Annotated in this window: 24 protein-coding genes, 2 tRNA genes and 1 riboswitch; of the genes, 10 read left to right on the top strand and 16 right to left on the bottom strand. The window is 70.1% G+C overall.

All coding sequences use genetic code 11. The features are described 5' to 3' along the window. Positions 1-66: 66 nt before the first annotated feature. From RGD00_RS00450 to RGD00_RS00425, 6 genes are all read right to left on the bottom strand, one after another. Positions 67-921, bottom strand: coding sequence for a TonB family protein (locus tag RGD00_RS00450; protein WP_310455096.1), 855 nt, complete (start codon positions 919-921; stop codon positions 67-69). Beyond that, positions 918-1,364: an ExbD/TolR family protein gene (locus RGD00_RS00445; protein WP_310455095.1), complete on the bottom strand. Its 447-nt coding sequence runs from the start codon at positions 1,362-1,364 to the stop codon at positions 918-920. Before RGD00_RS00445 ends, RGD00_RS00450 begins: the two co-directional genes overlap by 4 nt. A 3-nt stretch (positions 1,365-1,367) precedes the next feature. Then, positions 1,368-1,745, bottom strand: a complete 378-nt coding sequence (locus RGD00_RS00440) for an ExbD/TolR family protein (RefSeq protein WP_310455094.1) — start codon at positions 1,743-1,745, stop codon at positions 1,368-1,370. Then, complete coding sequence (locus tag RGD00_RS00435; protein ID WP_310455093.1) at positions 1,742-2,917, bottom strand: MotA/TolQ/ExbB proton channel family protein; 1,176 nt, start codon at positions 2,915-2,917, stop codon at positions 1,742-1,744. The genes RGD00_RS00440 and RGD00_RS00435 overlap by 4 nt, the downstream gene beginning before the upstream one ends. 346 nt (positions 2,918-3,263) lie before the next feature. After that, the gene (locus tag RGD00_RS00430; protein WP_310455092.1) at positions 3,264-4,457 is read right to left on the bottom strand and encodes a multidrug effflux MFS transporter; all 1,194 of its coding nucleotides are present in this window, start codon (positions 4,455-4,457) and stop codon (positions 3,264-3,266) included. 129 nt (positions 4,458-4,586) lie between these two features. Continuing rightward, positions 4,587-5,570, bottom strand: coding sequence for a zinc-dependent alcohol dehydrogenase family protein (locus RGD00_RS00425; RefSeq protein WP_310455091.1), 984 nt, complete (start codon positions 5,568-5,570; stop codon positions 4,587-4,589). A 113-nt stretch (positions 5,571-5,683) separates the two neighbouring features. On the opposite strand from RGD00_RS00425, the gene RGD00_RS00420 reads away from it, so the two are divergent. From RGD00_RS00420 to RGD00_RS00410, 3 genes are all read left to right on the top strand, one after another. Beyond that, a complete protein-coding gene (locus RGD00_RS00420; RefSeq protein ID WP_310455090.1) occupies positions 5,684-6,682 on the top strand; it encodes a calcium-binding protein in 999 nt (332 codons plus the stop codon). 154 nt (positions 6,683-6,836) lie between these two features. Further along, complete coding sequence (locus RGD00_RS00415) at positions 6,837-7,577, top strand: metallophosphoesterase family protein (RefSeq protein ID WP_310455089.1); 741 nt, start codon at positions 6,837-6,839, stop codon at positions 7,575-7,577. A 20-nt stretch (positions 7,578-7,597) separates the two neighbouring features. Beyond that, positions 7,598-9,001: a serine/threonine protein kinase gene (locus RGD00_RS00410; RefSeq protein WP_310455087.1), complete on the top strand. Its 1,404-nt coding sequence runs from the start codon at positions 7,598-7,600 to the stop codon at positions 8,999-9,001. A 282-nt stretch (positions 9,002-9,283) separates the two neighbouring features. On the opposite strand, the gene RGD00_RS00405 is transcribed toward RGD00_RS00410, so the two are convergent. The 7 genes from RGD00_RS00405 to gltX form a co-directional block, all read right to left on the bottom strand. Next, positions 9,284-10,000 carry a spermidine synthase gene (locus RGD00_RS00405; RefSeq protein WP_310455086.1) on the bottom strand — a complete coding sequence of 239 codons (717 nt, stop codon included), beginning with the start codon at positions 9,998-10,000 and terminating at the stop codon, positions 9,284-9,286. Between the two features lie 290 nt (positions 10,001-10,290). Beyond that, positions 10,291-10,365, bottom strand: a tRNA-Phe gene (locus tag RGD00_RS00400). 94 nt (positions 10,366-10,459) lie between these two features. Continuing rightward, entirely contained in the window at positions 10,460-13,297 is a 2,838-nt protein-coding gene (gene gcvP, locus RGD00_RS00395) for an aminomethyl-transferring glycine dehydrogenase (RefSeq protein WP_310455085.1), read from the bottom strand. Positions 13,298-13,396: 99 nt separating this feature from the next. Beyond that, positions 13,397-13,756: a glycine cleavage system protein GcvH gene (gene gcvH / locus RGD00_RS00390; protein WP_310455084.1), complete on the bottom strand. Its 360-nt coding sequence runs from the start codon at positions 13,754-13,756 to the stop codon at positions 13,397-13,399. Positions 13,757-13,763: 7 nt separating this feature from the next. Beyond that, positions 13,764-14,873, bottom strand: a complete 1,110-nt coding sequence (gene gcvT, locus RGD00_RS00385; RefSeq protein ID WP_310455083.1) for a glycine cleavage system aminomethyltransferase GcvT — start codon at positions 14,871-14,873, stop codon at positions 13,764-13,766. A gap of 146 nt (positions 14,874-15,019) precedes the next feature. Next, a riboswitch (glycine riboswitch) is annotated at positions 15,020-15,118 on the bottom strand. Positions 15,119-15,156: 38 nt separating this feature from the next. Beyond that, on the bottom strand, positions 15,157-16,488 hold the full coding sequence (locus RGD00_RS00380; RefSeq protein ID WP_310455081.1) for an MATE family efflux transporter: 1,332 nt from the start codon (positions 16,486-16,488) through the stop codon (positions 15,157-15,159). 39 nt (positions 16,489-16,527) lie between these two features. Further along, positions 16,528-17,853 (bottom strand): glutamate--tRNA ligase, encoded by a 1,326-nt coding sequence (gltX, locus tag RGD00_RS00375; RefSeq protein ID WP_310455080.1) that lies wholly within the window; start codon positions 17,851-17,853, stop codon positions 16,528-16,530. A 78-nt stretch (positions 17,854-17,931) separates the two neighbouring features. Here gltX and RGD00_RS00370 point away from each other — a divergent pair, with 78 nt between their 5' ends. Continuing rightward, positions 17,932-18,357 carry a metallopeptidase family protein gene (locus tag RGD00_RS00370; protein ID WP_310455495.1) on the top strand — a complete coding sequence of 142 codons (426 nt, stop codon included), beginning with the start codon at positions 17,932-17,934 and terminating at the stop codon, positions 18,355-18,357. A 100-nt stretch (positions 18,358-18,457) separates the two neighbouring features. Then, positions 18,458-19,405, top strand: coding sequence for an MBL fold metallo-hydrolase (locus RGD00_RS00365; RefSeq protein WP_310455079.1), 948 nt, complete (start codon positions 18,458-18,460; stop codon positions 19,403-19,405). A 203-nt stretch (positions 19,406-19,608) separates the two neighbouring features. Here the strand turns inward: RGD00_RS00365 and RGD00_RS00360 are convergent, their stop codons facing one another. The 3 genes from RGD00_RS00360 to RGD00_RS00350 form a co-directional block, all read right to left on the bottom strand. Further along, on the bottom strand, positions 19,609-19,962 hold the full coding sequence (locus tag RGD00_RS00360) for a muconolactone Delta-isomerase (RefSeq protein ID WP_310455078.1): 354 nt from the start codon (positions 19,960-19,962) through the stop codon (positions 19,609-19,611). Between the two features lie 89 nt (positions 19,963-20,051). Next, positions 20,052-20,645: an NAD(P)H:quinone oxidoreductase gene (wrbA, locus tag RGD00_RS00355; protein ID WP_310455076.1), complete on the bottom strand. Its 594-nt coding sequence runs from the start codon at positions 20,643-20,645 to the stop codon at positions 20,052-20,054. A 112-nt stretch (positions 20,646-20,757) separates the two neighbouring features. Beyond that, positions 20,758-20,831 (bottom strand) — tRNA-Gly (locus RGD00_RS00350). Positions 20,832-21,179: 348 nt separating this feature from the next. On the opposite strand from RGD00_RS00350, the gene alr reads away from it, so the two are divergent. From alr to dctP, 5 genes are all read left to right on the top strand, one after another. Continuing rightward, positions 21,180-22,229, top strand: coding sequence for an alanine racemase (gene alr / locus RGD00_RS00345; protein ID WP_310455075.1), 1,050 nt, complete (start codon positions 21,180-21,182; stop codon positions 22,227-22,229). Beyond that, a complete protein-coding gene (locus tag RGD00_RS00340; RefSeq protein WP_310455074.1) occupies positions 22,226-23,008 on the top strand; it encodes an MlaE family ABC transporter permease in 783 nt (260 codons plus the stop codon). The genes alr and RGD00_RS00340 overlap by 4 nt, the downstream gene beginning before the upstream one ends. Then, positions 23,005-23,751: an ABC transporter ATP-binding protein gene (locus RGD00_RS00335; protein WP_310455073.1), complete on the top strand. Its 747-nt coding sequence runs from the start codon at positions 23,005-23,007 to the stop codon at positions 23,749-23,751. The genes RGD00_RS00340 and RGD00_RS00335 overlap by 4 nt, the downstream gene beginning before the upstream one ends. Before the next feature lie 92 nt (positions 23,752-23,843). Then, a complete protein-coding gene (locus RGD00_RS00330) occupies positions 23,844-24,155 on the top strand; it encodes an ETC complex I subunit (RefSeq protein WP_310455072.1) in 312 nt (103 codons plus the stop codon). 203 nt (positions 24,156-24,358) lie between these two features. Further along, positions 24,359-25,393: a TRAP transporter substrate-binding protein DctP gene (gene dctP, locus RGD00_RS00325; RefSeq protein ID WP_310455071.1), complete on the top strand. Its 1,035-nt coding sequence runs from the start codon at positions 24,359-24,361 to the stop codon at positions 25,391-25,393. The last annotated feature ends 5 nt before the right edge of the window (positions 25,394-25,398 follow it).

Below are 25,398 nucleotides of genomic sequence, written 5' to 3'. Positions count from 1 at the left end.
CACGGGCGGGTTGCAGGAAACCCGCCCCCGGGTTCGGCAGGGGCGGGCGGGGCCGACGGCGGGGCGTCAGCGTTTGATGTTGATCGCCACGGTGAAGCTGGCCCGCGCCTCGCCCAGTCCCTTGGGTGCGGCGGGATAGGTGGCGCTGCGCGCGGCGTTCAGCACCATGTTGTCGATCCGCGGATCGCCCGAGGACCCCGCGAGCGAGGCCGCGATCAGCGCGCCGTTGCTGGCGACGGTCAGGTTGAGCGTGACCCTGCCGGTGCGGCTTTCCCGGCGCAGCTTGCGTTCGATCCGGGCGCGGATCTGCGCGCCCCAACCGTTGCGCAACTCGGCTGCGCCCTTGGTGCGCGTGGCGGCCGCGGCGGCGCCGCCATCGCCCGCATTCGCCCCCCCGCCCGTGCCGGCGGCCACCTGAGCCTGACGGCCGGGCGAAGGCGGGCGGTTTTCGCGCCGTTCGGGTTTGGCGACCTGCTGTTTCGGTTTTTCCTTCTGCGCCTTGGGCTTCGGTTTCGGCTCGGGCCTGGGTTCCGGCTTCGGCGGTTCGGGTTCCGGCTCCGGTTTCGGCGGCTCCGGCGGCGGGGGCGGCGGCGGGGTCACGTCCGCGGGCGGGGCCAGTTGCGCCAGTTCCGGCATCGGCGGCACCTCGGGCGGCGGGATTTCCGCCAGTTCCGGCGGCGGCACCTCGACAGGCTCGGGCGGCGTGTCCATTTCCGCCGTTTCCTCGATGGGGTCGGGGGTCTGTTCCCATTCCTCCACCATGTCGGCCAGAACCTCGTCGGCGGCCTCGATCGACACCAGTTCCGTCCCGCCCGACCCGGCCGAAACCGCCCCCGCGGGCTCTGTCGGGATCAGGAACACGCCGACATGCAGGCCCACGGCCAGCGTGACGGCGATGCCTGCCTGAATGCGCGAGTTCATGGCGTGCCTCCTTGCGCGGATATCGGTAGGGCGACGAGTTCGACCCGGCGGAACCCCGCCTGGCCCAGGCCCGGCAGCAGCGCGGCCAGTTGCGTTGCGGGCAGCGCGTGGTCGGCCTTGACGGCAAGCCGCGGCGGATCGCCCTCGCAATCCGCATCCATGCAATATTCCACCCGCGCGCCGGCCAGCACCGCCAGCGCCTCGGGGCCCATCGCATCGCGATAGCCGAACTGCCCCTGCGCATCGACGTAAAGGGTGAAATCGCCGAACAGTTCGTCCTGCGCCTCGGACACCGCCGGGTCTACCTTGAACGGCGGCGGGGCCATCAGCCGCGTCGCCACCATGAAGAACACCAGCAGGAAGAACACCACGTCGATCAGCGGCAGCAGGTAATCCGCCACATCGTTGCGTTCGCGCGGGGGGTCCGAAAAACGGCGGCGCATCGCCTACTCCATCAGGATCAGGCGGGACATGCCCGCGGCCGTCAGCGTATCCATCACCGCGAACAGCGCCTGCACATCCGCCCCTTCGCGCGGGCGCAGGATCACGGCGTCGTCGGCCTTTTCCATCAGCGGCGACAGTTCGGCGGCCAGCATGTCCCGCGGCACCGGCCGGCCGTTCAGCGTGACGCCGGCGCCGGTCAGTTCCACCAGCCGGGGCGGGCCCGAATAGCTGCCCCCGGTGCCGCCGAAGCTCAGCGGCAGGGTGCGTTCGGCGGTGAGGCGCGAGGACATCATGAAGAACACCAGCAGGATGAACACCACGTCGATCATCGGGATGAGGTTCAACCGGCGTCTTCTGCGCGCCTCGCCGAAGGACATCATGCGGCGTCCTCCTTGCGCAGGATCTCGCGCCCCTCCCGGAACAGGGGGGCGGCCTTGCCGCCATGCAGGATGCGGATGGCGTTGTCCTCCATGTCGTGGCGCAGCCGGTCCACGATGCTGTCGAACCAGACCACGGCGATCGAGGCCGGGATGGCCACGCCCATGCCCGCGGCGGTGGTCAAAAGCGCCTCCCAGATGCCGCCGGCAAGGGTGGCGGGATCGGCGCGGCTGCCCGCCGCCTGCAACGCGTGGAACGAGGCGATCATGCCCGTCACCGTCCCCATCAGCCCGATCAGCGGCCCGATGGACACCGCAAGTTCCAGCGCCCGCAGGCCCGACCGCGCCTGCGCCAGCAGCCCGCGCGCCACGCGGTCGGTCTCTGCCTCGGCGCTGTCGCGGTCGAAGGCGGGGTTGGCGGCGGCCTGCATCGCCGCGCGGGCCAGCTGCGCGCGGATCGAGCGGCGGTTGGCGAGGCTCGCGATGGCCTCGTCCAGCCGGCCCTGATCCCACAGCGCGATTGCCGCCGCCGTGCGCCGCCCGCCCGACCATGCGCCGAGCGAGGCAAGGCGCATGACCTTCCACAGGATCACCGCAATGGTGATGACGGACAGCACCGCCAGCGTCCACAACAGCGGCCCGCCGATGTTGAGGAAATCCACCAGACGGTCGGCGGCGTGGCGCAGCGTCTCGGCCGCGCCCGCGTCGGCGGGCAGGCCATCCATCGTCGGCAGCCCGCCCGGGGCGCCGTCCTGCGCCGCGGCGGCGGCGGCGTCCTGCACCGCGCCCTCCGCCCCCCCGCCCGGGGCGATGCCCTGCGCGGCCGCGCCCCCCGCGTCCTGCACCGTATCGGCCCCCGGGGCCGCCGTAACCGGGGCCGCCGCGCCATCCGCCGCCGGGGGCGGGGCCGCGTCGCCGGTCTGCGCCTGCGCCGTCACCGGCGCATCCGCGGCGGGCGCCTCGTCCACAGCCGCGGGGGCCGGCATCTGCGGCAGGGAATCACCCCCGGCCGCCGGGGTGGGGGCTTGCGGCGCCTCTGTCGCCAGTACCGGCGCCGGGGCCGTTTCCCCCGTGCCCGCGGGCAGTTGCCCGCCCCCGGGGGGCTGGGCCGCGCCTGCGGATCGGGTCTGTTCGGTAAGCTCGGTCTGGTCCATGGGATCGCTCGCGTCGTGCAACGGCTTCCCCATAGCAATCTTGATAAAAATCATCAACAATAAATCGCCCCGATCCGCCCCCGGGGCCGGATTTCGCCCGCCGCGCCCGGGACTTGCGTCCCGGGTCCCCTGTCGCGGGCATGTGGCTTCCCGACCGGCGGTGCGGCGAACGGACAGGGCGGGAGCCTCCGGCGGGGATATTGAGGTCCAGCCTGAAGAGGCAGGGCGCGCCCCGGCGGAAACGGCGTGCGGCTTCATCTTGCCAAAAATACTCCGGGGGCGCCGGCTGGTGCGCCACTGGTTCGAGAACCAGCCGGCGCGGGGCTGGCCCCCGGCACCGCGCTATCCACCCGCACCGCCGCCCGGGTCAGCGCATCAGCACCCGCAGCCGGGGCAGCGAGGCCGCCGCCGCCACCCAGGCCAGCAGCGCGCAAAGGGCGATGGCGGGAACCATCGTCGCCGCGGTATTGTCCAGGAACGGCCCCGTCAGCGCGATCATCGCGCCCCCGGTCAGCATCTGGATCGTCCCGCCGAGCGACGAGGCCAGCCCCGCGATGTCGGGATGCGGGTCGAGCGACATCACCATCGCCGTGGGCAGCACCAGCCCCAGGCAGGCATTGGCCAGAAACAGCCCTGCCATCACCAGCGCCAGCGCGTCGAGCCCCGCCACCACCAGCACCGCCAGCGCCACGGCGATCCCGGCAAAGCCGGTGATGGCCAGGGCGATCACCCGTTCCATGCCGAACCGCAGCGCCAGCCGCGCCGCGAACTGCGAGGCGGTGAAGAAACCGATCGCATTGACCGCGAAGGCGAGCGAGAAGCCGGTGGGGCTGAGCCCGTACTGGCGGGTATAGACGAAGCTCGCCGTGGCGAGGAACACGAAGAAGCTCGCCATGCCGAAGCCGCCGATCATCGTCAGCCCCATGAAGCGGCGGTCCGTCAGCAGCCGCCGCGCCCCCGCCGCCATCACCCGCAGGCGGATCGGCTGGCGCAGGCCGGGGGCCAGCGTCTCGGGCAGGGCGAAGAGCACGAGGCAGAGGCTCGCCAGCGCGGCCACGGCCAGCACCGCGAAGATCTCGCGCCAGCCGCCCCAGGCCAGCACCAGCGAGCCGGTCAGCGGCGCCAGCATGGGCGAGACCGAGATCACGATCATGATCGCCGCCATCATCCGCGCGGCCTCGGGCCCGGTCGCCAGGTCGCGGATCACCGCGCGCGGCACCGCCATCAGCGTCGCCGCCCCCAGGCCCTGCAACGCGCGCGCCGCGATCAGCGTGTCGATGTCGGGCGCGAGGCTCGCCCCCACTGTGGCGGCGAGAAAGATCGCCAGCCCGATCAGCAGCGGCACCCGCCGCCCCATCGCATCGGCCAGCGGGCCGTAGATCATCTGCGCCACGCCGAAGACGATGAAATACGAGGTCAGCGTCAGCGCCGCCCCGGCCTCGGTCGTGGAAAGGTCGGCCGCGACCTGGGGCAGGGCGGGCAGGTACATGTCGATCGCGAAGGGACCGACGGCGGACAGAAGGCCCAGAATGAGGGCCATGCGGAACAATGGATCGCGCATAGGAAGCCTGTGATGCAGGAAAGGGAAAAGCGGCGCTGAATCACGCCGGAACCGGAACGCCGCCACCGCCGCGTTTGTGTCACCCCCCGCCGGTCTTGGCAAGGGCGCGCGGGGAAAGGCGCCGGGGGCTCAGGGCACCAGCACCGCCGCGCCCTCGAACCGTCCGTGGCGCAGGTCGTCCAGCGCGCGGTTGGCGTCGCGCAGGGGATAGGCGGTGGTCCGCGTGCGGATGCCGATCCGGGGCGCGAGGCCGAGAAAGTCGATCCCGTCCTGCCGCGTCAGGTTGGCGACCGACAGGATCTGCCGTTCCTCCCACAGCAGGGCATAGGGGAAGGCGGGGATGTCGCTCATGTGGATGCCGGCGCAGACGACGCGCCCGCCCTTGCGCACCGCGCGCAGCGCCGCGGGCACCAGCGCGCCTACCGGGGCATAGATGATCGCCGCATCCAGCGCCGCGGGCGGCGGTTCGTCCGACCCGCCCGCCCAGACGGCGCCGAGACTGCGCGCGAAATCCTGCCCCGCGCGGTCGCCGGGGGCGGTGAAGGCATGCACCGCCCGGCCCTGCCAGCGCGCCACCTGCGCCACGATATGCGCCGCCGCCCCGAAACCGTATAGGCCGAGCGCCCGCCCCGCGCCCGCCATCACCAGCGAGCGCCAGCCGATCAGCCCCGCGCAAAGCAGGGGCGCCAGCGCCACGTCGTCCCCTTCCTCGCCCAGGGGAAAGGCGAAGCGCGCATCCGCGATCGCTGCGGTGGCATAGCCGCCGTCGCGGGTAAAGCCGGTGAAGAGCGGCGCGTCGCACAGGTTTTCCTGCCCGCCGGCGCAATAGCGGCAGCAGCCGCAGGTCCGCCCCAGCCAGGGGATGCCCACCCGTTCGCCGATCCGCAGCCCCGTCACCCCGGGGCCGATCCGGTCGATGCGGCCCACGATCTCGTGCCCCGGGATGACGGGCAGCAGGGGGCGCGGCAGTTCGCCGTCGACCACATGCAGGTCGGTGCGGCAGACCCCGCAGGCCAGCACCCGCACGCGGATCTCGCCCGGGCCGGGCGCGCGGTCGGGCAGTTCGGTCCAGACCAGCGGCGCGCCCGTGGCGTTCAGCACCATCGCATGCATGGCGGCCTCCTTTCTTCGTCCCTGCCGGCCCGTCGCGCTTGACCCGACGGCATCGGCAGCGGACTATCCGGTACGCATTTGAACACGACCCGGATAATACATGGAGAAGTCGTATGCTCGTCTCTGATTACAACCCCTACTTTCTTCTGAACCACGACAGCGGCATGCTGGAATTCGTGCTCAGCCACACACTCGAACCCGGCTATCACGGGGAATACTACGGCGATCTGTGGTTCTCGCTCGGCGAGCATGCTTTCTCGGCCTCCACCTACGACTGGTTCGGAAACCCGATCATCGAGGTCAGCGGGACGTTCGAGATCACCCCCGACCGCATCTACACCGGCAACTACTATATCACCGACTGGAACGCATCCTATGGCTCCCCGATACTGAATTTCGATTTTCGGCTGATCGCCTTCGAGACGCAGGCGGACTACGGCGGGTCATCGGTGGCGGATATCGTGTTCGGGTCGGAATGGAGCGACCTGGTCAGCACCGGTGCCGGCAACGATCACGTCGAGGGCCGCGAGGGTGCGGATACGCTGGACGGCGGATTGGGCGATGACGTGCTCTATGGCGGGGCGGATGCGGATATGATCTTCGGCGGGCATGGCTTCGACCTGCTGCGGGGCGAGGCCGGCAACGACACGCTGCGCGGCGGCGGGCTTCGCGATCTGCTTTATGGCGGATCCCATGCCGACCTGTTGCAGGGCGACGGTGGCAATGATGCCCTCTTCGGCGGCGGCGGGGCGGATACACTCTACGGCGGCGCGGGTAACGACCGTCTGGTCGGCGGGCTGGGCAAGGATGTTCTTTATGGCGGCGCTGGGGTGGACCTGTTCGTGTTCCGGCTGGCCGCCGAGGCGGGGGCGGGCGGCGGACGCGACGTGATCGGCGACTTCGAGGCCGGCATCGACCAGATCGACCTGTCCGCGATGCAGGCGGGGCTGAGCTTCATCGGCACGGCTGGCTTTACCGGTGTGGCGGGGCAGGTGCGGTTCAACACGGCGCAGGGGCTGGTGATGGGCGACCTGAACGGCGACGGGGCGGCGGATTTCGCCATCGAAGTCACCGGCGTCACCGGCCTGTTGGCGAGCGATTTCGTCCTCTGACGCCGGGGGGGCGCGGTCCCGGGCGGGGCGGACCATCCTGTCCCGGTCCGGGACGTTCCGGGGCGACACTGCCGGAGGCCTGCCCCCGAGGAAACCGTTTTGCCGCCGCCGGGCGGTCTGCTATCGGTGGGCCATCGCCACCGGAGTCCCCGCGATGCTGATCGCTGTGCTGACCGACATCCACGGCAACCGCGAGGCGTTGTCGGCGGTGCTGGACGATTGCGCCGCCCGGTCGGTCGGCCGTTTCGTCTGTCTGGGCGACATCGTGGGCTATGGGCCGGACCCGGAATGGTGCGTGGACCGCGTGCGCGATCTGGTGGCGGCGGGCGCGGTCTGCGTGCAGGGCAACCACGACAGCGCCATCGCCAATCCGGGCGAAAACCTCAACCCCGTCGCCCGGGCCGCCATCGACTGGACGCGCCCGCGCCTTCCGCCCGGCCAGCGCGATTTCCTTGCCGGCCTGCCGCTGGTGGCGGAACTGGGGGATGCGCTGTTCGTCCATGCCTCTGCCCACAATCCCGGCGACTGGATCTATGTCACCGGCGAGATGCGCGCGCGGCCCTCGTTCAACGTCACCGCGGCGCGGCTGATCGTCTGCGGCCATGTGCACCAGCCCGCGCTTTACAGTTGCGACCTGCGGGGGCGGGTTTATGGCCATGCGCCGCGGATCGGGGCGGCGATGCCGCTTTTGCCCTCGCGCCGCTGGCTGGCGGTGGCGGGGGCGGTGGGCCAGCCGCGCGACGGTGTGCCGCAGGCGGGCTATCTTCTCTACGACACCGCGGCGAACGAACTTGTCTTTCGCCGGGTGGCCTATGACACGGCCGAAACCGCCCGCAAGCTGCGTGCCGCCGGCCTGCCCGAGGCGCTGGCGCTGCGGGTGCTGGCCGGCAGGTAAAGGGTAAAGGAGTGGCGTGAGTGCGCGTGCGACCGCAGACGGGGTTGGAAATCGACGGCTTCACCTTGGGCGAGATGCTGCACAAGGGCGGTTTCGCCACGATATGGGAGGTCACCCACCCCGACCACCCCGGCCCGATGGTGATGAAGGTGCCGACGATCCTCGACGGCGACGACGGGCCGACCATCGTGGGCTTCGAGGTCGAACAGATGATCCTGCCGCGCCTGACGGGGCCGCATGTGCCCCGGGTGGTGGCCTCGGGCGATTTCGCGCGCATGCCCTATCTGGTGACGGAACGGCTGCCCGGCGCCTCGCTGCACGGGCTGTTCGACACCGCGCCGCTGCCGGTGGCGGATGTGGTGGTGCTCGGCCGGCGGATGGCGGCGATGGTGCATGCGCTGCACGGCCAGCATGTCATCCACCTCGACCTCAAGCCCGCGAACCTGATGGCGCGCGCGGGGGGCGAACTGGTCGCCATCGACTTCGGCCTGGCCCGGCACGACCAGCTGCCCGACCTGCTGGCAGAGGAATTCGCGATCCCGATGGGGACATACCCCTATATCGCGCCCGAACAGTTCCTGCGCCAGCGCGACGACCTGCGGTCTGACATCTTCGCGCTTGGCGCGATGCTCTATCAACTGGCGACCGGCCGGCTGCCCTTCGGCCAGCCCGAGCGGCTGCGCGGCGTGCGCCGGCGGCTCTGGCGCGACCCGGAGCCGCCCCGCGCGCTCAACCCCGAGATCCCGGCGTGGTTGCAGGAAATCATCCTGCGCGCGCTGGAGGTCGATCCGGCAGACCGGACGCAGACCGCGGCGCAGATGCTGTTCGATCTGGAACATCCCGATCAGGTGGAACTGACCCATCGCGCGCGAAAGGAACGCCGCGACGGGCTGTGGACGGTGGCGCGGCGGCGCTGGCGCATGTCGCGGCTGCGCGGCTTTGCCCCGCCGCCGCCGCTGATCGCGGCGCAGGCCTCGCGCGCGCCGGTGCTGATGGCGGCGGTGGACCTGTCGCCGGACATGGAAAGCCTGTCCGAACGCATCCTGCAGGCGGTGCGCGACCAGCTGGCGGTGCGTCCGGGCGCGCGGGTCGCCTGCGTGAACGTGATCCGCACCCACCGCATCGGCATCGACATGGCGACGGACGAGGCCGGAAACCACATCCACATCGCGCGTCTGGTGGCGCTCAAGGCCTGGGGCGCGCAACTGGGTCTGCCCGAGGGGCGCGTGACCTTCACCGTGCTGGACGGCCCCGACCCGGCGGCGGTGCTGATCGAACATGCGGGCCGCATCCGCGCCGACCATGTGCTGATGGGCGCGCGGGCGCATTCGGCCACGCGGCGCTATCTGGGGTCGGTGTCCAGCCAGGTGGTGGCAGAGGCGCATTGCAGCGTCACCATCGTGCGCATCCCGGCGGCGGGCTAGGTCGATCGGCATTCGGCCCGCCGCGATGACTGGCGAAGGCGCGCGCCTTCGCCACATCCTGCCGGTGCCGTTGCCCCGGCCGGGGGCCCAAAGCCCCCGGCCAGCGCCCGCCCCGCCCATGGCGGGCGCTACTCGCCCGCCGGGGCAGGCGCCGGCCTTTCCATTTTCACCGGCATCACCGTCTCTCATGGCACCGTTGCGCAACGGGCGGGGGAAACGCAGTGCGTTTCCTCATCCCGCCCGGCCCGGCCATGGTGCGAATGTCGATGGTCCCCCGGCTGGTCAGCCCACCCCCTCTGCCGCCAGCGCGAAGGCATGCGGGGTCTGCGCGAAGGCATCGGGGCTGGCCAGATAGATGTGGTGCAGCGCATCCGCCCGCCCGGGGATCAGCGCCACATCCTCGCGCCGCCAGACCCAGGGCAGGGCGGACAGCCGCGCCTCGAACGGGGCGGATGCGGTCGCCGACCAGAAGGCCGCGATCCCCCCGGGGCGCAGCGCGCGGCGCACGCGGTCCATCCCGCAGGGCGCATAGAGGCTGCCGTTTTCCGCCCGCGACAGGAAATCCGGCCCGTTGTCGGTATCGAGCAGGATCACGTCATACCCCCCGGGCGCCGCCAGCGTTTCCATCACATCCTCGGCCCGCACCTCGACCCGCGGATCGCGCAGGGGATGGCCCGCCAGATGGCCGATGGGGCCGCGGTTCCAGGCGATGATCTCGGGCACGATTTCCGCCACCGTCACCCGCGCCTGCGGCGGCAGGCAATCGAGCGCTGTGCGCAGCGTATAGCCGAGCCCGAGCCCCCCGATCAGCACCCGCCGCGCGGGCCGCCCCAACAGGCGCAGCGTGCGTTCGGCCAGCACCGTTTCGGACTGGTGGTTGGCGTTCGACATCAGCTCCATCCCGTTGAAGCGGATCTCGTAGCGGTCATCCCGCCGGCGCAGGATGATTTCGTCGCCGGCAGCGGTGCCGGCCCGTGCCAGTTCGGCCCAGATGGTCATGTCTTTCCCTGAATCCTGATCGCCGGCCCGCGCGCCCATGGGGCGGGCCGGGCGGTTGCGCGTCGAACCTCGGTCGCGGGTTGCCCGGCCTCAGCAGGGCCGCGGCAACCCACGGGCATTGTTCGCCCGCGTCCCGATCATGACGGGGAAAAGCGCCGGTTTGTTCATGCAGGGTCTGGGCATCGGCAATCCGGGCTGCGGGGCAGGGGCGCCCCTCGGGCCTTGATGCGCCGGATGGGCGCGGGGGTCAACCGCCATCGTCCTGCCCTGGGGCGCAATGTCGTGATGAATGGTGCCCGGGGGCGGAATCGAACCACCGACACGAGGATTTTCAATCCACTGCTCTACCCCTGAGCTACCCGGGCACGGGAAGGCATTCGCCTTGGGTGGGGGTGGAATAGACGAGCCGTGCGGGCCTGTCCAGAGGGGGGCGCGAAAATTTCCGCGCCCCCCGGGATGTCATTCCGCGGCCTGCGCCCAGACCTCGACCGGCGGGCAGGTGCAGACCAGGTTGCGGTCGCCATAAACGTTGTCGACCCGGCCCACGGGGGGCCAGTACTTGTCCACCCGGAACGAGGCCGGGGGGAAGCAGCCCTGTTCGCGCGAATAGGCGCGGTCCCAGTCGGCCACCAGATCCTCGACCGTATGGGGGGCGTGGCGCAGGGGGCTGTCGGCGGCCGCGATCTCTGCGCGTTCCACGGCGGCGATTTCGTCGCGGATCGCCAGCATGGCGGTGACGAAGCGGTCGATTTCGGCCTTGGTCTCGCTCTCGGTCGGTTCCACCATCAGGGTGCCGGCCACCGGCCAGCTCATGGTGGGGGCGTGGAAACCGTTGTCGATCAGCCGCTTGGCGATGTCGTCCACCGTCACCCCCGCCGCCGCGAAGGGGCGGGTGTCGAGGATGCATTCATGCGCCACCCGCCCCCGGTTGCCCATGAACAGGATCGGATAGGCCCCCTTGAGGCGGCTGGCGATGTAATTGGCGTTCAGGATCGCCACCCGCGTCGCCTGCGTCAGCCCCGCGCCGCCCATCATCAGGCAATAGGCCCAGGAAATCAGCAGGATCGAGGCGCTGCCATAGGGCGCCGCGCTGACCGTCCCGTCGCCGCCGGTTTCCGGGTGCCCCGGCAGGTGGGGCGCCAGATGCGCCCTGACGCCGATCGGCCCCATCCCCGGCCCGCCGCCGCCGTGGGGGATGGCGAAGGTCTTGTGCAGGTTCAGGTGGCTCACATCCGCGCCGATCTCGCCGGGTTTCACCAGCCCGACCAGCGCGTTCATGTTCGCGCCGTCCAGATAGACCTGCCCGCCGTGGTCATGGGTGATGCGGCAGACCTCGCGCACGGTTTCCTCGAACACGCCGTGGGTCGAGGGGTAGGTGATCATGCAGGCCGCCAGCCGGTCGCCCGCCGCCGCCGCCCTGGCGCGGAAATCGTCAAGGTCGATGTCGCCGTCGGGGGCGGATTTGACCACCACCACCTCCATCCCCGCCATATGGGCGGAGGCGGGGTTGGTGCCATGCGCCGAAACCGGGATCAGGCAGACCTTGCGCTGCGCCTCCCCCCTTGCCTTGTGATAGGCGTGGATCGTCATCAGCCCGGCATATTCGCCCTGCGCGCCGGAATTGGGCTGCATGGAAAAGGCGTCGTATCCCGTGATCTCGCACAGCTTGGCCGACAGATCCGCCACCACCTCTGCATAGCCCGCGGCCTGATCGGTGGGCGCGAAGGGATGCAGGCTGCCGAATTCGGGCCAGGTGATCGGCATCATCTCTGCCGCCGCGTTCAGCTTCATCGTGCAGGACCCGAGCGGGATCATCGCCCGGTCGAGCGCAAGGTCGCGGTCCGACAGGCGGCGCATGTAGCGCATCATTTCGGATTCCGCCCGGTTCATGTGGAAAACCGGATGGGTCAGATAGTCCGACTGCCGCCACAGGCCCTCTGGCAGGCCGATCGTGTCGCCGCCGGGCGCGGGGTCGTGGATGCCGAAGGCGTCCAGCACCCGGGCGATCACATCGGCGTCCGTGGTCTCGTCGAGGCTGATCCCCACCCGGTCGCGGCCCACCTTGCGCAGGTTGATGCCCCGGTGCCGGGCGGCGGCCAGAATCCCCGCCTGACCCACGCCCACCTTCACCGTGATCGTGTCGAAGAACGCCTCGGGCGCGACCTCGGCCCCCGCGGCGCGCAGGGCGGCGGCCAGCCGCACGGTGTTGAAATGCACCCGTTCGGCGATGGCGCGCAGCCCTTTCGGCCCGTGGAACACGGCATAGAAGCCCGCCATCACCGCCAGCAACGCCTGCGCCGTGCAGACGTTGGAGGTCGCCTTTTCACGCCGGATATGCTGTTCGCGCGTCTGTAGCGCCAGCCGGTACGCCTTGTTGCCGCGCGCGTCGATGGAGACGCCGACGATCCGGCCCGGCATGGCGCGTTTCATCTCGTCCCGGCAGGACATGAAGGCCGCATGCGGGCCGCCATAGCCCATCGGCACCCCGAACCGCTGGCTGGACCCGATGGCGATATCGGCCCCCATGGCGCCGGGTTCCTTCAGCATGGTCAGCGCCAGCAGGTCGGTCGCCATCACCGCCACGGCCTTGGCCGCGTGCAGCGCGGCGATGGCATCGGTGAAGTCGCGGACATGGCCGTGGGTGCCGGGATACTGGAAGATCGCGCCGAAGACGCGTTCGGGGTCCAGCGCCTCGGGCTGGCCCTCGATGATCTCGATGCCAAGCGGTTCGGCCCGCGTGCGGATCACGGCGATGGTCTGGGGGTGGCAGTTGGCATCGACGAAGAACGCCCGCGCCTTCGATTTCGCGCTGCGCTCGGCCATGGTCATCGCCTCGGCCGCCGCCGTCGCCTCGTCCAGCAGGCTCGCATTCGCCACCGGCAGGCCGGTCAGATCCGCCACCATGGTCTGGAAATTCAGCAGCGCCTCCAGCCGACCTTGGGCGATTTCCGGCTGGTAGGGGGTATAGGCGGTGTACCAGGCGGGGTTTTCCAGGATGTTGCGCTGGATCGCGGGGGGCGTGACTGTGCCGTGATAGCCCTGCCCGATGAGGCTGGTCATCACCCGGTTCTTCGCCGCGACGTCCCGCATCTTCGCCAGCAGTTCATGCTCCGCCAGCGGCGCCCAGTCCAGCGCCGCCGCCTGCCGGATCGAGGCGGGCACGGTCTCGTCGATCAGCGCCTCCAGCGTGGGTGCGCCGACGGCTTTCAGCATCTCCTCCATCTCGGCGGGCGAGGGGCCGATATGGCGGCGGTTGGCGAAATCGTAGGGGTCGTAGGCGACGGGGGTGTAAGTCATCGCATCCTCCGGGCAGGCGCAACGCCCTTCCCATTTTCTGTCCATAAATATCCCGGGGGGTCCGGGGGGCTGGCCCCCCGGCGCCGCCCTCGACACCGATCACCCGATCAGGTCGTTATACTCGTCCTCATCCATGTAGTCCTCCAGCGCCGACAGGTCGTCGACCCGCATCTTGAAGAACCAGCCCGCGCCAAGCGGATCCTCGTTCACCAGCCCCGGGTTGTCGGCCAGCACCTCGTTGACCGCGACGATCTCGCCGTCCAGCGGCGCGAGGATGTCGGACGCCGCCTTGACGCTTTCGATCACCACCGCCTCGTCGCCCTTGGCCACCACGGTTTCGGGTTCGGGCAGTTCGACAAAGACCACATCGCCCAGTTGCGTCGCGGCATGTTCGGTGATGCCGACGACGACCAGATCGCCCTCGACGCGCAGCCATTCGTGTTCCTCGGTGTATTTCATCGGCTCCTCAACGCTTGTAGCTGGTGGGGTGGAAGGGCAGGGGGGCGATGGCCGCGGGCAGGCGGCGGCCGCGGACCTCGCCCCAGACGGTGCCGGCGGTTCCGGCGGGCAGATAGGCCATGGCGACCGGCGCACCGACCGAGGGGCCGAAACCGCCGGAGGTGACGGTGCCCAGATGCCGGCCGCCCTCGGGCGCATCGTAAAGTTCGGTCCCTTCGCGCATCGGCGCGCGGCCTTCGGGGCGCAGGCCCATGCGCAGGCGGGCGGGGCCTTCGGCCAGATCGCGCAGGATGCGCGCGGCGCCGGGAAAGCCGCCTTCGGCGCGGCGGCGTTTGGGGATGGCCCAGGTCAGCCCGGCCTCGACCGGCGTGGTGGCGGTGCCGATGTCATGGCCGTAAAGGCACAGGCCCGCCTCCAGCCGCAGGCTGTCGCGCGCGCCGAGGGCGACGGGGGCGACCTCTGCCATCGCCAGCAGCGATTCCGCAAAGGGCAGGGCGGCGGTTTCGGGGATGGAAATCTCGAACCCGTCCTCGCCGGTATAGCCGGACCGCGAGACCCAGATTTCGGCCCCCTGCCAGTCCGGCGCCGCCACATCCATGAACCGCATCGCCGCCACACCCGGCAGCAGCCGGGCCAGCGCGGTTTCCGCCGCCGGGCCCTGCAACGCCAAAAGCGCGCGGTCCGTCACCGCGACCACCTCGGCCGCGTCGGAAAGATGCGCCTGCATATGCGCCAGATCGGCGGCCTTGCAGGCGGCGTTCACCACCACCAGCAGGTGATCGCCCCGGTTGGCGAACATCAGGTCGTCGAGGATCCCGCCCGCATCGTTCGTGAAGAGCCCATACCGCTGCCGCCCCGCGGCCAGCCCGGCCACATCGACGGGCATCAGCGCCTCGAACGCCGTGGCCAGCGCGGCCATCCCGGCGCGGGGGCGCAGGATCACCTGCCCCATGTGGCTGACATCGAACAGCCCCGCCGCCGCGCGTGTGTGCAGATGTTCCTTCATCACCCCGGCGGGGTATTGCACCGGCATCTCGTAGCCCGCGAACGGCACCATCCGCGCGCCGAGGCGCAGGTGCAGGTCGTGCAGGGGCAGGCGCAGCAACTCGTCGGCCATCCTCGTCTCCCGTTCCGCCGGGTCCGTGGGTGGCCCGGGCATCATCGGGCAGGCTTCGCCCGCCCCCGTCAGATGCCCCCTCTGTCCCTTGCGCCTGAGATCGTTATCCCTTCGGCGGGCGCACTTGCGCCACTCTCCAGAGTCCTTCTGCCGGGACGGTCCCTTGCGCCTGAGAGTTTACCGGGGCGGTTGCTCCTTCGGCACCGGCGGGCTGTGGCCCGGCCGGATTCTCCCGATCCTGACGGGTCAGGCTTAGCCTGCCGGGCGGCGTGCTGGCAAGGGGTCAGGTGCCCGCCCGGGAAGGCCGGGGGCAGACCGCGCGCCAGCCGACCCAGGCCGCGACCAGCCCGAACACCACGCCCCCCAGATACTGCCCGATCAGCACCCCATGCGCCCCGTACCAGGCCCCGCCCAGCATCACGAAGGGCACGGTGCCCGCCGTATGCCGGCCCCAGTTCAGCACCGTGGACCAGAAGGGGCGGCCCATGTTGTTGCAGGTGGCGTTGGCGATCACGATCAGCCCGTTGAAGAAGAACAAAAGCGCCAGCGGCCCGCAGAAGAGGTAGACGAGTTCCCGCGTCAGCCCCTCGGCGCTGAAAAGATCGGCCAGCGGCGCGCGCAGGACGAACAGCAGGGCAGAGACGACGATGATCACCACCCCGGTGAACAGGATGGAATCGAGATAGGCCCGGCGCACGCGGTCCATCCGCCCCGCGCCGCGGTTCTGCCCGATGATCGGGCCAAGGGCGCCTGCCAACGCGAACAGGATCCCGAAGGCCACCGGCGTCAGCCGCCCGGCGATGGCCATCCCCGCCACCGCCGCCTCGCCCCAGGCCGACATGGCGCGGGTGACGAAGGCCTGCCCGGCGGGGTTGGCAAGCTGGCTCAGCATCGCCGGGCCCGCGATGGCGGATACCGGGCCCAGATCGGCCGTCAGCCCCGCCAGCGTGGGCCGGTCGAAGCCGCCGTAGTGGCGCAGGATCGGCCGGATCGCCAGCACCGCGATGACGATGCGCGACAGCACGCTGGCCCAGGCTGCGCCGGCAAGTTCCATGTCCAGGCCGAAGATCAGGATCGGGTCCAGCACCGCGTTCAGCACCGCGCCCCAGACGGTCGCCATCATCGCGCGCCGCGCATCGCCATGCGCCCGCAGCACGGCGGTGGCGCACATGCCCAGCATCAGCACCGGCTGCGCGATCATCACGATGCGCAGGTAATCCACCGCCAGCGCGCGCGTCGGCCCTTCGGCCCCCAGCAATCCCACCAGCGGGTCGAGCCAGATCCACACCGCCACCGCGCAGGCGATCCCCACCGCCACGCCGTAGACGACCGTATTGGTGGCGGTTTCGCGCGCCCGGGCGCGTTCCCCCGCGCCCACCGCCTGCGACACCAGCGCGCCCGAGGCGATGGAGGCCCCGATCCCGATCGCGGTGGTGAAGAACAGCAGCGCCCCGGCATAGCCGATTGCCGCCGCCAGTTCGTCCCGCCCCAGCATCGAGATGAAGATCAGGTTCACGAGATCGACCGCGAACACCGCCATCAGCCCCACCGAAGAGGTGAGCGACATCACCGCGACATGGCGGAACAGGTTCCCTTCGACGAATCGCGCGCGCATCCCGGCCCCGTTCCTGTCATGCCCCCTGCGGGGCCGCGTTCAGCCGCGGGGCAGCCGCTGCATCAGCGGCAGCAGGTCGGCCATTTCCGGCCCCGAATCGCGCCCCGTCAGCGCCCGGCGCAGCGGCAGGAACAGCCCCTTGCCCTTGCGCCCCGTCGCCTCTTTCACCGCCGCGGTCCACTGGCCCCAACTGCCGCCATCCAGCGGCCCCGCGGGCAGCAGCGCCAGCGCGGCCTTGATGAAATCGGCGTCCTCGGGGGCGACGGCGGGCTCTGCCCCGTTCATCACCAGCGCCGCCCAGGGGCCGAGGTCGTCCAGCACGGTGATGTTGCCCTTGACCGCGTTCCAGAACGGCTCGGCCAGCGCATCGGGCACGCCAAGGGCCGCGATCCGCCCCGCCACGGCGGAAAAGGGCCGCGCCTGCACCCATTTCTGCGTCAGGGGGAACAGGTCCTCGGCGTCGAACTTGGTCGGCGCCGCGCCGAAGGTGGACAGGTCGAACCCCTCGATCAGTTCCGCGTGACTGTCCACGACCTCCACCGGCCGGCTGGACCCGAGCCGCGCCATCAGGCTCAGCAGCGCCATCGGCTCCACCCCCCGCGCGCGCAGGTCGCGCAGCGACAGCGTGCCGAGCCGCTTGGACAGCGCCTCGCCCTGCGGGCCGGTCAGCAGGCTGTGGTGGGCGAACCGCGGCGGCGTGCCGCCGAGCGCCTGCATGATCTGGATCTGGGTGGCGGTGTTGGTCACATGGTCGGCGCCGCGCACGATGTCGGTCACGCCCATGTCGATGTCGTCCACCGACGAGGCGAAGGTGTACAGAACCTGTCCGTCGGCGCGGATCAGCACCGGGTCCGACACGCTGGCCGCGTCGATGGATACGGCGCCGAGGATGCCGTCCGCCCATTCGATCCGTTCCTGGTCGAGCCTGAAGCGCCAGTAGCCCTCGCGCCCCTCGGCGCGCATCCGGGCCTTGTCGTCCCCCGACAGCGCCAGCGCCGCGCGGTCGTAGACCGGGGGCTTGCCCATGTTCAGCTGCTTCTTGCGCTTGAGGTCCAGTTCCACCGGCGTCTCGAAACATTCGTAGAACCGGCCCGCCGCGCGCAACTGATCGGCGGCCTCGGCATAGCGGTCGAAGCGGTCGGACTGGCGTTCCACCCGGTCCCAGGTCAGGCCCAGCCAGTCGAGATCCTCCATGATCCCGTCGGCATATTCCTGTTTGCTGCGCTCGCGGTCGGTGTCGTCCAGCCGCAGGATGAAGGTGCCGCCGGCCTTGCGGGCGATCATCCAGGCCATCAGCGCGGTGCGCAGGTTGCCGACATGGATATAGCCGGTGGGCGAGGGGGCGAAACGGGTGACGGTGGTCATGGCGCTCTCCTGATCCCGCATCCTCTTTCACAGGGGCGCGGTTTTGTCCATATCGGGGGCGGAGGTGCCGCCATGACCATGCCAGATTCCGACCCGCCCGCCCCCTGGGCAGGGGTTGCCGCCCCCGGGCTCGACGCGATCGAGGCGCTGGCCCGCGCCGCATTGGCCGCGCTGCCCGCGCCCTTCCGCGCCCCCGCCGCCGCCGTGGCCCTGCGGGTGGAGGATTTCGCGTCGCCCGACATGCTCGACGCGATGGACATCGAGGATCCGTTCGAACTGACCGGCCTCTACGAGGGCACGCCGCTGACCGAGAAATCGGTCAGCCACCAGCCGATGGGGCCGGATGTGGTCTGGCTCTTCCGCCGGCCGATCCTCGACGAATGGGTGGACCGGGGGGATGTGGGGCTGGCGGAACTGGTGGCGCATGTGGTCGTGCACGAGATCGCGCACCACTTCGGCTGGTCCGACGACGACATCGCCGCGATCGACCGCTGGTGGGAATGACGCACAACTTCGTGTAGCGTTGTCTCCTGCGATGACGCAGCCGGAACAAGGCTGTAGCCTGTCGCCGCCACCACCCCGAGACCGCCAGGAGGAGACGACGATGACCCGCAAGCTGACCCGCCGCCAGACCCTTGCCGCCGGTGCCGCGCTGCCGCTGGCCGCCGCGCTCGCGCCCGCATGGCTGCCCGCCGCGGCAGAGGCCAAGACGACGCGCAAGGGCATGGCCATCGCGCCCTTCCTGCGCTTCAACCTCGGCGCGTTCGAGGTGACGACGCTGCTGTCCGGGACGCGCACGGTGGACGGGCCGGCAGAGATCTTCGGGCTCAACGCCGACCCGGCGGAATTCAAGGCGCTGTCGGATGCGGCCTTCATCGCCACCGACCGCTCGCAGTTCTTCTTCACGCCGACGCTGGTGAACACGGGGGCGGAACTGGTGCTGTTCGACACCGGCCTGTCGGCCGAGGGCATGGTGGCGGCGCTGGCGGCGGCGGGCTATGCGCCGGAGGACATCGACGTGGTGGTGCTGACCCATATGCACGGCGACCATATCGGCGGCATGATGACCGACGGCGCCCCCACCTTCGCCAATGCGCGCTATGTCACCGGCGCGGTGGAACACAACCACTGGATGGGCGCGGGCAACGAGGGTTTCGACACCGCGGTGCGCCCGCTGAACGAAAGGTTCACCTTCGTCGACGACGGCGCGGCGGTGACGGGCGGCATCACCGCGATGGCGACCTTCGGCCATACGCCGGGGCATATGTCCTGGATCCTCGAAAGCGCCGACCAGCGGCTGGCGGTGATCGGCGACGTGACCAACCACCCGGTCTGGTCGCTGGCCCGCCCGGAATGGGAAGTGCGCTTCGACGCCGACAAGGCCACCGCCGCCGCGACGCGCCGCCGGTTGCTGGGAATGCTGGCGGCCGACCGCATGCCCTTCATCGGCTATCACATGCCCTTCCCGGGCGTGGGCTATGTCGCAACAGAGGGCGAGGGCTTCCGCTATGTCCCCGGCCATGCGCGGCTGATGATGAACGCGCCCGTCTGAGCGGCGCGCCCGTGGCCGGCCGGGCAGGGGGCATTCTGCCCCCTCTTGGCTGCGCCAATTCACCCCCTGAGGATATTTTCAGACAGAAAATGAGAAAGGGCGCGTCCGATGAAGGCGCGACGGCTTCATTTTCTGTCCCCAAATATCCCCGCCGGAGGCCACCGACACCTTCCCCCGCGCCGTGGCCGAAGGGAGGGCGCGGCCTATCCCTCTGCCCGTCGCCCATCCAGGTCGGGCGGCGCGCCGTATTGCGCCTTGTAGGCCCGCAGCGAGGGATGCTCGATCAGCGGCGTGATCTCCAGCCGTGTGAACCAGGGGAAGATCGGCAGCGATTTCAGCGCCGCGTCCAGCTCCTCCAGCGTGTCGAAATCCCACAGCGAGATGCTGGCGGCCTTGCCCGCCACGCGCCAGGGGCGGATTTCCCGGCCCGACCGGAGAAAGGCGACCGAGGCCTCGGTCTCGCGCCGGATCAGGTCGTCGCGTTCGGCCTGCGGCATCGTGTGGGGAAACTGGAATTCGATCTGCACCATGAACAACATCTGCACCTCCCGTCTCATGGACGGGGGGAGCGTGGTGCGGGCGGGGCGTGTTGTCTGTACCCGCTGAGGGGTGCCGCAAGGGGGGCGGCACCCGCAAGGGCGGTGCCTCAGCCCTTCAGCTTCGCCGCCATTTCCACCAGCCGCTTCGCCTGATGCGAGATCGCGGCGGTCTCGGCCTCGCCGAAGTCCTTGCCCTGGGTATGGGTGTAGCCATAGGGGTTGCCGCCGGCGGCGAAGATGCTCTTGTCGGTATAACCCGGGGCCACGATCACCGCCCCCCAGTGCATGAAGCTGGTATAGAGGCCGAGCACCGTCGCCTCCTGCCCGCCATGCATGTTCTGGGCAGAGGACATGGCGCTGATCGCCTTGTTTGCCAGCTTGCCCTGCGACCAGACGCCGCCCAGCGTGTCGATGAAGGCGCGCATCTGCGAGGCCGCCTGGCCGTAGCGGGTGGGGCTGGAGAACAGATAGGCATCCGCCCATTCCATGTCCGCGGGCGTGGCGACGGCGATCGGCGCCTGTTTCTCGGCCTGCGCCTTCCAGGCGTCCTGGCCCGCCACGACCTCGGCGGGCGCGGTTTCGGCCGCGCGCAGCAGGCGGACCTCTGCCCCCGCGGCGCGGGCCGCCTCTGCGGCGATTTCGGCCATGCGGTAGTTGGTGCCGTAGGTGGAATAGAAGATGATGGCGAGCTTGACGGTCATGGAAGCCTCCTCTTGCCGGTCGGGCGGATGGTAGGCGGCCAAGGGGGCGATGGCCATCCTGCATCGCCGCGCGGGGGGCCTGCATATCCGCACAATCGGCAGAGGAAGGGACTGGAGCGGGTAGCGGGAATCGAACCCGCCCCATCAGCTTGGAAGGCTGAGGCGCTACCACTACACCATACCCGCCGCTCCGCCCCCCGATAGCACTGCGGGCGGGCGCAGGACAAGTCCCCTGTGGGCGCGCGCCCGCCCGGTGTTCGGTTCGGTGGAGAGTGCGGGAGCCTCCGGCGGGGATATTTAAGGACAGAAAGTGGTGCAGGGGCGCGCCCTTCTTCACTTTCTGTCCGAAAATATCCTCAGGGGGTGAATTGGCGAAAGCCAAGAGGGGGCAGAATGCCCCCTGCCCGGGTGCCATCGGCGCTGTGGCCGGGCGGGGGCGGGCGGCAGCGCCGGTGCGGGGGGCTCGATGCCCCCCGCGCCGGCATCTCGCCGCTTTCCCCTTGACCTTCACCGCCCGCCTGTCAAAACCACCGCATGGCTACTGCGACCCTTACCATCGACCTCGACGCGATCTGCGCCAACTGGCGCGCGCTTGACCGTCTGACCGGCCCGGCCACGCAGACGGCCGCGGTGCTCAAGGCCGATGCCTATGGGCTCGGCGCCCCGCGCGTGGCGCGGGCGCTGGCGCAGGCCGGCGCGCGGCGGTTCTTCGTCGCGCTGGCCGAGGAAGGCGCGGCGCTGCGGCAGGCGCTCGGTCCCGGGCCGCAGATTTCCGTCCTGTCGGGGCATATGGCGGGCGATACCGACATGATCGCCGATCTCGACCTGACGCCGATGCTCAACTCGCTCGACCAGATCACCCGGCATCTGGAGGCGCTGCCCGGCCATGCCTTCGGTATCCAGCTCGACAGCGGCATGAACCGTCTGGGGATGGAGGCGGGCGAGTGGGAGGCGGTCGCGGGCCTTGTGCTGGAGGCCGGGCCGGTGCTGCTGATGAGCCATCTGGCCTGCGCGGACGAACCCGGGGCGGCGATGAACGCGACGCAGCTGGCGGCCTTTCACGCGATGACCGATGGCACCGGGGTGCCGCGGTCGCTGGCGGCCACGGGGGGGATATTGCTGGGGGCGGATTACCATTTCGACCTGACCCGCCCGGGCATCGGCCTTTACGGCGGGCTGCCCTTCGCCGATGCGCTGCCGGTCGCGCGGCTGTCCCTGCCGGTGATCCAGACGCGCGAGGTCGCGGCGGGCGAATCGGTGGGCTACGGCTGCACCTGGGTGGCAGAGATCCCGTCGACCGTCGCCACGGTGGCCGCGGGTTATGCCGATGGCCTGCACCGCACGCTGTCGAACAACGCGCGGCTGTGGTCGGGCGATACGCCCTGCCCGCTGGTGGGGCGGGTGTCGATGGATCTGATCACCGTCGACATCACCCATCTGCACGAGGCGCCGGCATCGCTCGACATCCTCTGCCCGTCGCAGGGAGTGGACGATCTGGCCGCCCGCGCGGGCACGATCGGCTATGAGGTGCTGACCGGCCTCGGCCCCCGCTACACGCGCCGCTACACCGGGGGCCGGGCATGACGCTGACCGCGCCGCTCGCCGCGCTCGGCCGCGGGGTGCTGGGGGCGCTGGCGCTGCTGGGCCAGGTCAGCCTCTTCGCCTGGGGGGTGGTGAGCCACCTCTTCCGCCCGCCCTTCTACCTGCGCGAGTTCCTGCACCAGCTGACCACCATCGGCTGGCTGAGCCTGCCGGTGGTGGGGCTCACCGCGCTGTTCACCGGGGGCGCGCTGGCGCTGCAGATCTATTCCGGCGGCGCGCGGTTTTCGGCAGAGGCGGTGGTGCCCTCGATCGTCGCCATCGGCATGGTGCGCGAACTGGGCCCGGTGCTGGGCGGGCTGATGGTGGCGGCGCGGGTCGCCAGTTCCATCGCCGCCGAACTGGGCACGATGAAGGTGACCGAACAGATCGACGCGCTGGTCACGCTGTCCACCAATCCGGTGAAATATCTTGCCGTGCCCCGGGTGCTGGCCGCCACGCTTGCCGTGCCGGTGCTGGTGGCGGTGGGCGACGTGATCGGCATCATGGGCGGCTGGATGGTCGGGGTTCAGCGGCTCGGCTTCAATTCCGCGGGCTACATCAAGAACACCATCGACTTTCTGGAATTCTGGGACGTCGGGTCCGGCCTTGTGAAGGGCGCGGCCTTCGGGTTTCTGGTGGCGCTGATGGGCTGTTTCCACGGCATGAATTCCGGCCGCGGCGCGCAGGGCGTGGGGCGGGCGACCAAGGCGGCGGTGGTGTCGGGATCGGTGCTGATCTTCGCCGCGAACTATCTGCTGACCGAATTCTTCTTCACGTCATGATCGAGCTTCAGGATCTCCGCAAGGCTTTCGGGGCCAAGACCGTGCTGGCGGGGGTGGACCTGTCGGTCGCGCGCGGGTCGTCCATGGTGGTGATCGGCGGGTCGGGCACCGGCAAGTCGGTGCTGCTGAAATGCATCCTCGGGCTGGTGCGGCCAGACGCCGGGCGCATCGTCATCGACGGCGAGGATGTGGCGCAGGCCGAGCGCGAGGCGTTCCTTGCACGTTTCGGCATGCTGTTCCAGGGCGGGGCGCTGTTCGATTCGCTGCGGGTGTGGGAAAACGTGGCCTTCCGGCTGATGCGCGGCAAGACCCGCCGCCCCAAGACCGAGGCGCGCGAGATCGCGGTGGCCAAGCTCGGCCGCGTGGGTCTGGGGCCGGATGTGGCCGACCTCTACCCCTCGGAACTGTCGGGCGGCATGCAGAAGCGCGTGGGCCTGGCCCGCGCCATCGCGGCGGACCCCGAGATCATCTTCTTCGACGAACCCACGACGGGGCTCGACCCGATCATGTCCGGGGTGATCAACGAACTGATCCGGGAAATCGTGACCGAGATGGGCGCGACCGCGATCACCATCACCCATGACATGACCAGCGTCCGCGCGATCGCCGACCATGTGGCGATGCTGCACGGGGGCGTGATCCGCTGGACCGGGCCGGTGGCCGAACTGGATACCAACGGCGATCCCTATGTGCAGCAGTTCATCCACGGCCGGGCAGAGGGGCCCATCGCCGCCATCCGCTGATCCGCCCGCAGGCCGGGGCTGCGGCGATCCCGGCCCTTGCGCCACGGGCCCGGTTTGGCGATAAGCGGCCAAGGCAGCCAGCGGAGTCCGAGATGCGCGCACGAATCTACCAGCCCGCCCGCAACGCCATGCAGTCGGGCATGGCCAAGACGCACCATTGGGTTCTGGAATTCGCCCCGGCCAGCCCGCGCGAGATCGACCCGCTGATGGGCTGGACCTCTTCGGACGATACGCAGCGCCAGGTGCGGATGCGCTTTCCCACCCGCGAGGCGGCAGAGGAATACGCCCGCGCGCAGGGCATCGACTATGTGCTGACCGAACCCCACAAGCGCACCCCCAACATCCGCCCCGGCGGCTATGGCGAAAATTTCGCCACCAACCGCAAGGGCGCCTGGACGCACTGACCCCCCCCACTGCCCGCCGCGCGGCCGCCGTGCCGCACCGGCGAGGGGAAGGGATTGTCGATGGAGGCCATAGCCTTCCCCGAGGGGGCGATGCGACCGCGTTGATTCCGTACCCGCCTCGCGAATGGATCTGCCGCAGCCCCGCCGCCGGTGCCGGAAGCACCGGCGACGGCGGGCGGGCAGTTCCTTGGAGGAGGCAGAGAATGGCCAGTCTGGCACGGAAGATCATCGGCAGGGCGCGCATCCCTGCCTTCGCGGCGCTCGTCGCAATGCAGGGCGCGGCCCCTGCGCTGGCGGAACCCGTGGTCCTGAAGTTCGGGCACACGCTGCCCGCGACCCATTACATCCAGGTGAACCTGTTCGATGTCTTCGCCGCGGGCATCGAAAAGGCGTCGAACGGCGAGATCAGGTTCGAGTTCTATCCCGCCGCGCAGCTCGGCAAGGACACGACCGGCCTGATCACCAGCGGCATCGTCGACATGGGGATGGTGATCACCGGGCTCGCCCCCGAGAAGTTCCCCCATTCCTCGGTGGCGGAACTGCCGGCGGTGTCGTCATCGGCCTGCGACGGTTCGGCCAAGATGTGGGCGCTGGCGCAGCCGGGCGGGCTTCTGGACGAACTCGAATACCGGCCCGCGGGCATCCGCGCGCTCAGCGCCCATCTGCTCGCCCCCTATCTGCTGTTCTCGCGCGGCAAGGTCGAGACGCTGGCGGATGTGAAGGGCCTCAAGATCTGGGCCAGCGGCCCGGCGGTGCAGAAGACGATCGAGACGCTCGACGGCGTGGCGATCCGCATCCCCTCGCCCGAACTTTACGACGCGGCCACCCGCGGCACCGTCGACGCCGCCATCTTCCCCTATTCCGGCATCAAGCAATACAAGCTGGAACCGATCCTCAAGCACGCGCTGAACGGTGTGAACTTCGGGTCCGGCACCTATCTTGTCGCCACCAGCGAGGCGCGCTGGAACAAGCTGACCGAGGATCAGCAGAAGCTCATCTCGGAACAGCTGGCCATCGCCGAACGGTCCTATTGCGCCTGGACCGACCAGACGGAAAAGGACCTGCGCGCGGAAATCGCCCAGGTTCCCGGCTATGTGATGGTCGATCTCGAAGGGGCCGAACAGGAGGCCTTCGTCGGGCGGTTGCAGAATGTGGGCAGGGACTGGGCCGCCGGGCTCGACGCTGTAGGCCGCCAGGGCACTGCCGTGCTAGAGGCCTATATGGCGGCGGGCGAATAGGGCCG

Origin of the sequence: Ruixingdingia sedimenti (assembly GCF_031432425.1) — a bacterium.
GTDB classification, from domain to species: domain Bacteria; phylum Pseudomonadota; class Alphaproteobacteria; order Rhodobacterales; family Rhodobacteraceae; genus Ruixingdingia; species Ruixingdingia sedimenti.
Note: the sequence above shows the minus strand (reverse complement) of the source record. Positions and strands in the feature narration are given on the sequence as shown.

Coding starts and splice junctions, on each gene's coding strand:
- RGD00_RS00450 (WP_310455096.1), bottom strand. CDS start 921: ATGAACTCGCGCATTCAGGCAGGCATCGCCGTCACGCTGGCCGTGGGC.
- RGD00_RS00445 (WP_310455095.1), bottom strand. CDS start 1,364: ATGCGCCGCCGTTTTTCGGACCCCCCGCGCGAACGCAACGATGTGGCG.
- RGD00_RS00440 (WP_310455094.1), bottom strand. CDS start 1,745: ATGATGTCCTTCGGCGAGGCGCGCAGAAGACGCCGGTTGAACCTCATC.
- RGD00_RS00430 (WP_310455092.1), bottom strand. CDS start 4,457: ATGCGCGATCCATTGTTCCGCATGGCCCTCATTCTGGGCCTTCTGTCC.
- RGD00_RS00425 (WP_310455091.1), bottom strand. CDS start 5,570: ATGCATGCGATGGTGCTGAACGCCACGGGCGCGCCGCTGGTCTGGACC.
- RGD00_RS00420 (WP_310455090.1), top strand. CDS start 5,684: ATGCTCGTCTCTGATTACAACCCCTACTTTCTTCTGAACCACGACAGC.
- RGD00_RS00415 (WP_310455089.1), top strand. CDS start 6,837: ATGCTGATCGCTGTGCTGACCGACATCCACGGCAACCGCGAGGCGTTG.
- RGD00_RS00405 (WP_310455086.1), bottom strand. CDS start 10,000: ATGACCATCTGGGCCGAACTGGCACGGGCCGGCACCGCTGCCGGCGAC.
- gcvP (WP_310455085.1), bottom strand. CDS start 13,297: ATGACTTACACCCCCGTCGCCTACGACCCCTACGATTTCGCCAACCGC.
- gcvH (WP_310455084.1), bottom strand. CDS start 13,756: ATGAAATACACCGAGGAACACGAATGGCTGCGCGTCGAGGGCGATCTG.
- gcvT (WP_310455083.1), bottom strand. CDS start 14,873: ATGGCCGACGAGTTGCTGCGCCTGCCCCTGCACGACCTGCACCTGCGC.
- RGD00_RS00380 (WP_310455081.1), bottom strand. CDS start 16,488: ATGCGCGCGCGATTCGTCGAAGGGAACCTGTTCCGCCATGTCGCGGTG.
- gltX (WP_310455080.1), bottom strand. CDS start 17,853: ATGACCACCGTCACCCGTTTCGCCCCCTCGCCCACCGGCTATATCCAT.
- RGD00_RS00370 (WP_310455495.1), top strand. CDS start 17,932: ATGCCAGATTCCGACCCGCCCGCCCCCTGGGCAGGGGTTGCCGCCCCC.
- RGD00_RS00365 (WP_310455079.1), top strand. CDS start 18,458: ATGACCCGCAAGCTGACCCGCCGCCAGACCCTTGCCGCCGGTGCCGCG.
- RGD00_RS00360 (WP_310455078.1), bottom strand. CDS start 19,962: ATGAGACGGGAGGTGCAGATGTTGTTCATGGTGCAGATCGAATTCCAG.
- wrbA (WP_310455076.1), bottom strand. CDS start 20,645: ATGACCGTCAAGCTCGCCATCATCTTCTATTCCACCTACGGCACCAAC.
- alr (WP_310455075.1), top strand. CDS start 21,180: ATGGCTACTGCGACCCTTACCATCGACCTCGACGCGATCTGCGCCAAC.
- RGD00_RS00340 (WP_310455074.1), top strand. CDS start 22,226: ATGACGCTGACCGCGCCGCTCGCCGCGCTCGGCCGCGGGGTGCTGGGG.
- RGD00_RS00335 (WP_310455073.1), top strand. CDS start 23,005: ATGATCGAGCTTCAGGATCTCCGCAAGGCTTTCGGGGCCAAGACCGTG.
- RGD00_RS00330 (WP_310455072.1), top strand. CDS start 23,844: ATGCGCGCACGAATCTACCAGCCCGCCCGCAACGCCATGCAGTCGGGC.
- dctP (WP_310455071.1), top strand. CDS start 24,359: ATGGCCAGTCTGGCACGGAAGATCATCGGCAGGGCGCGCATCCCTGCC.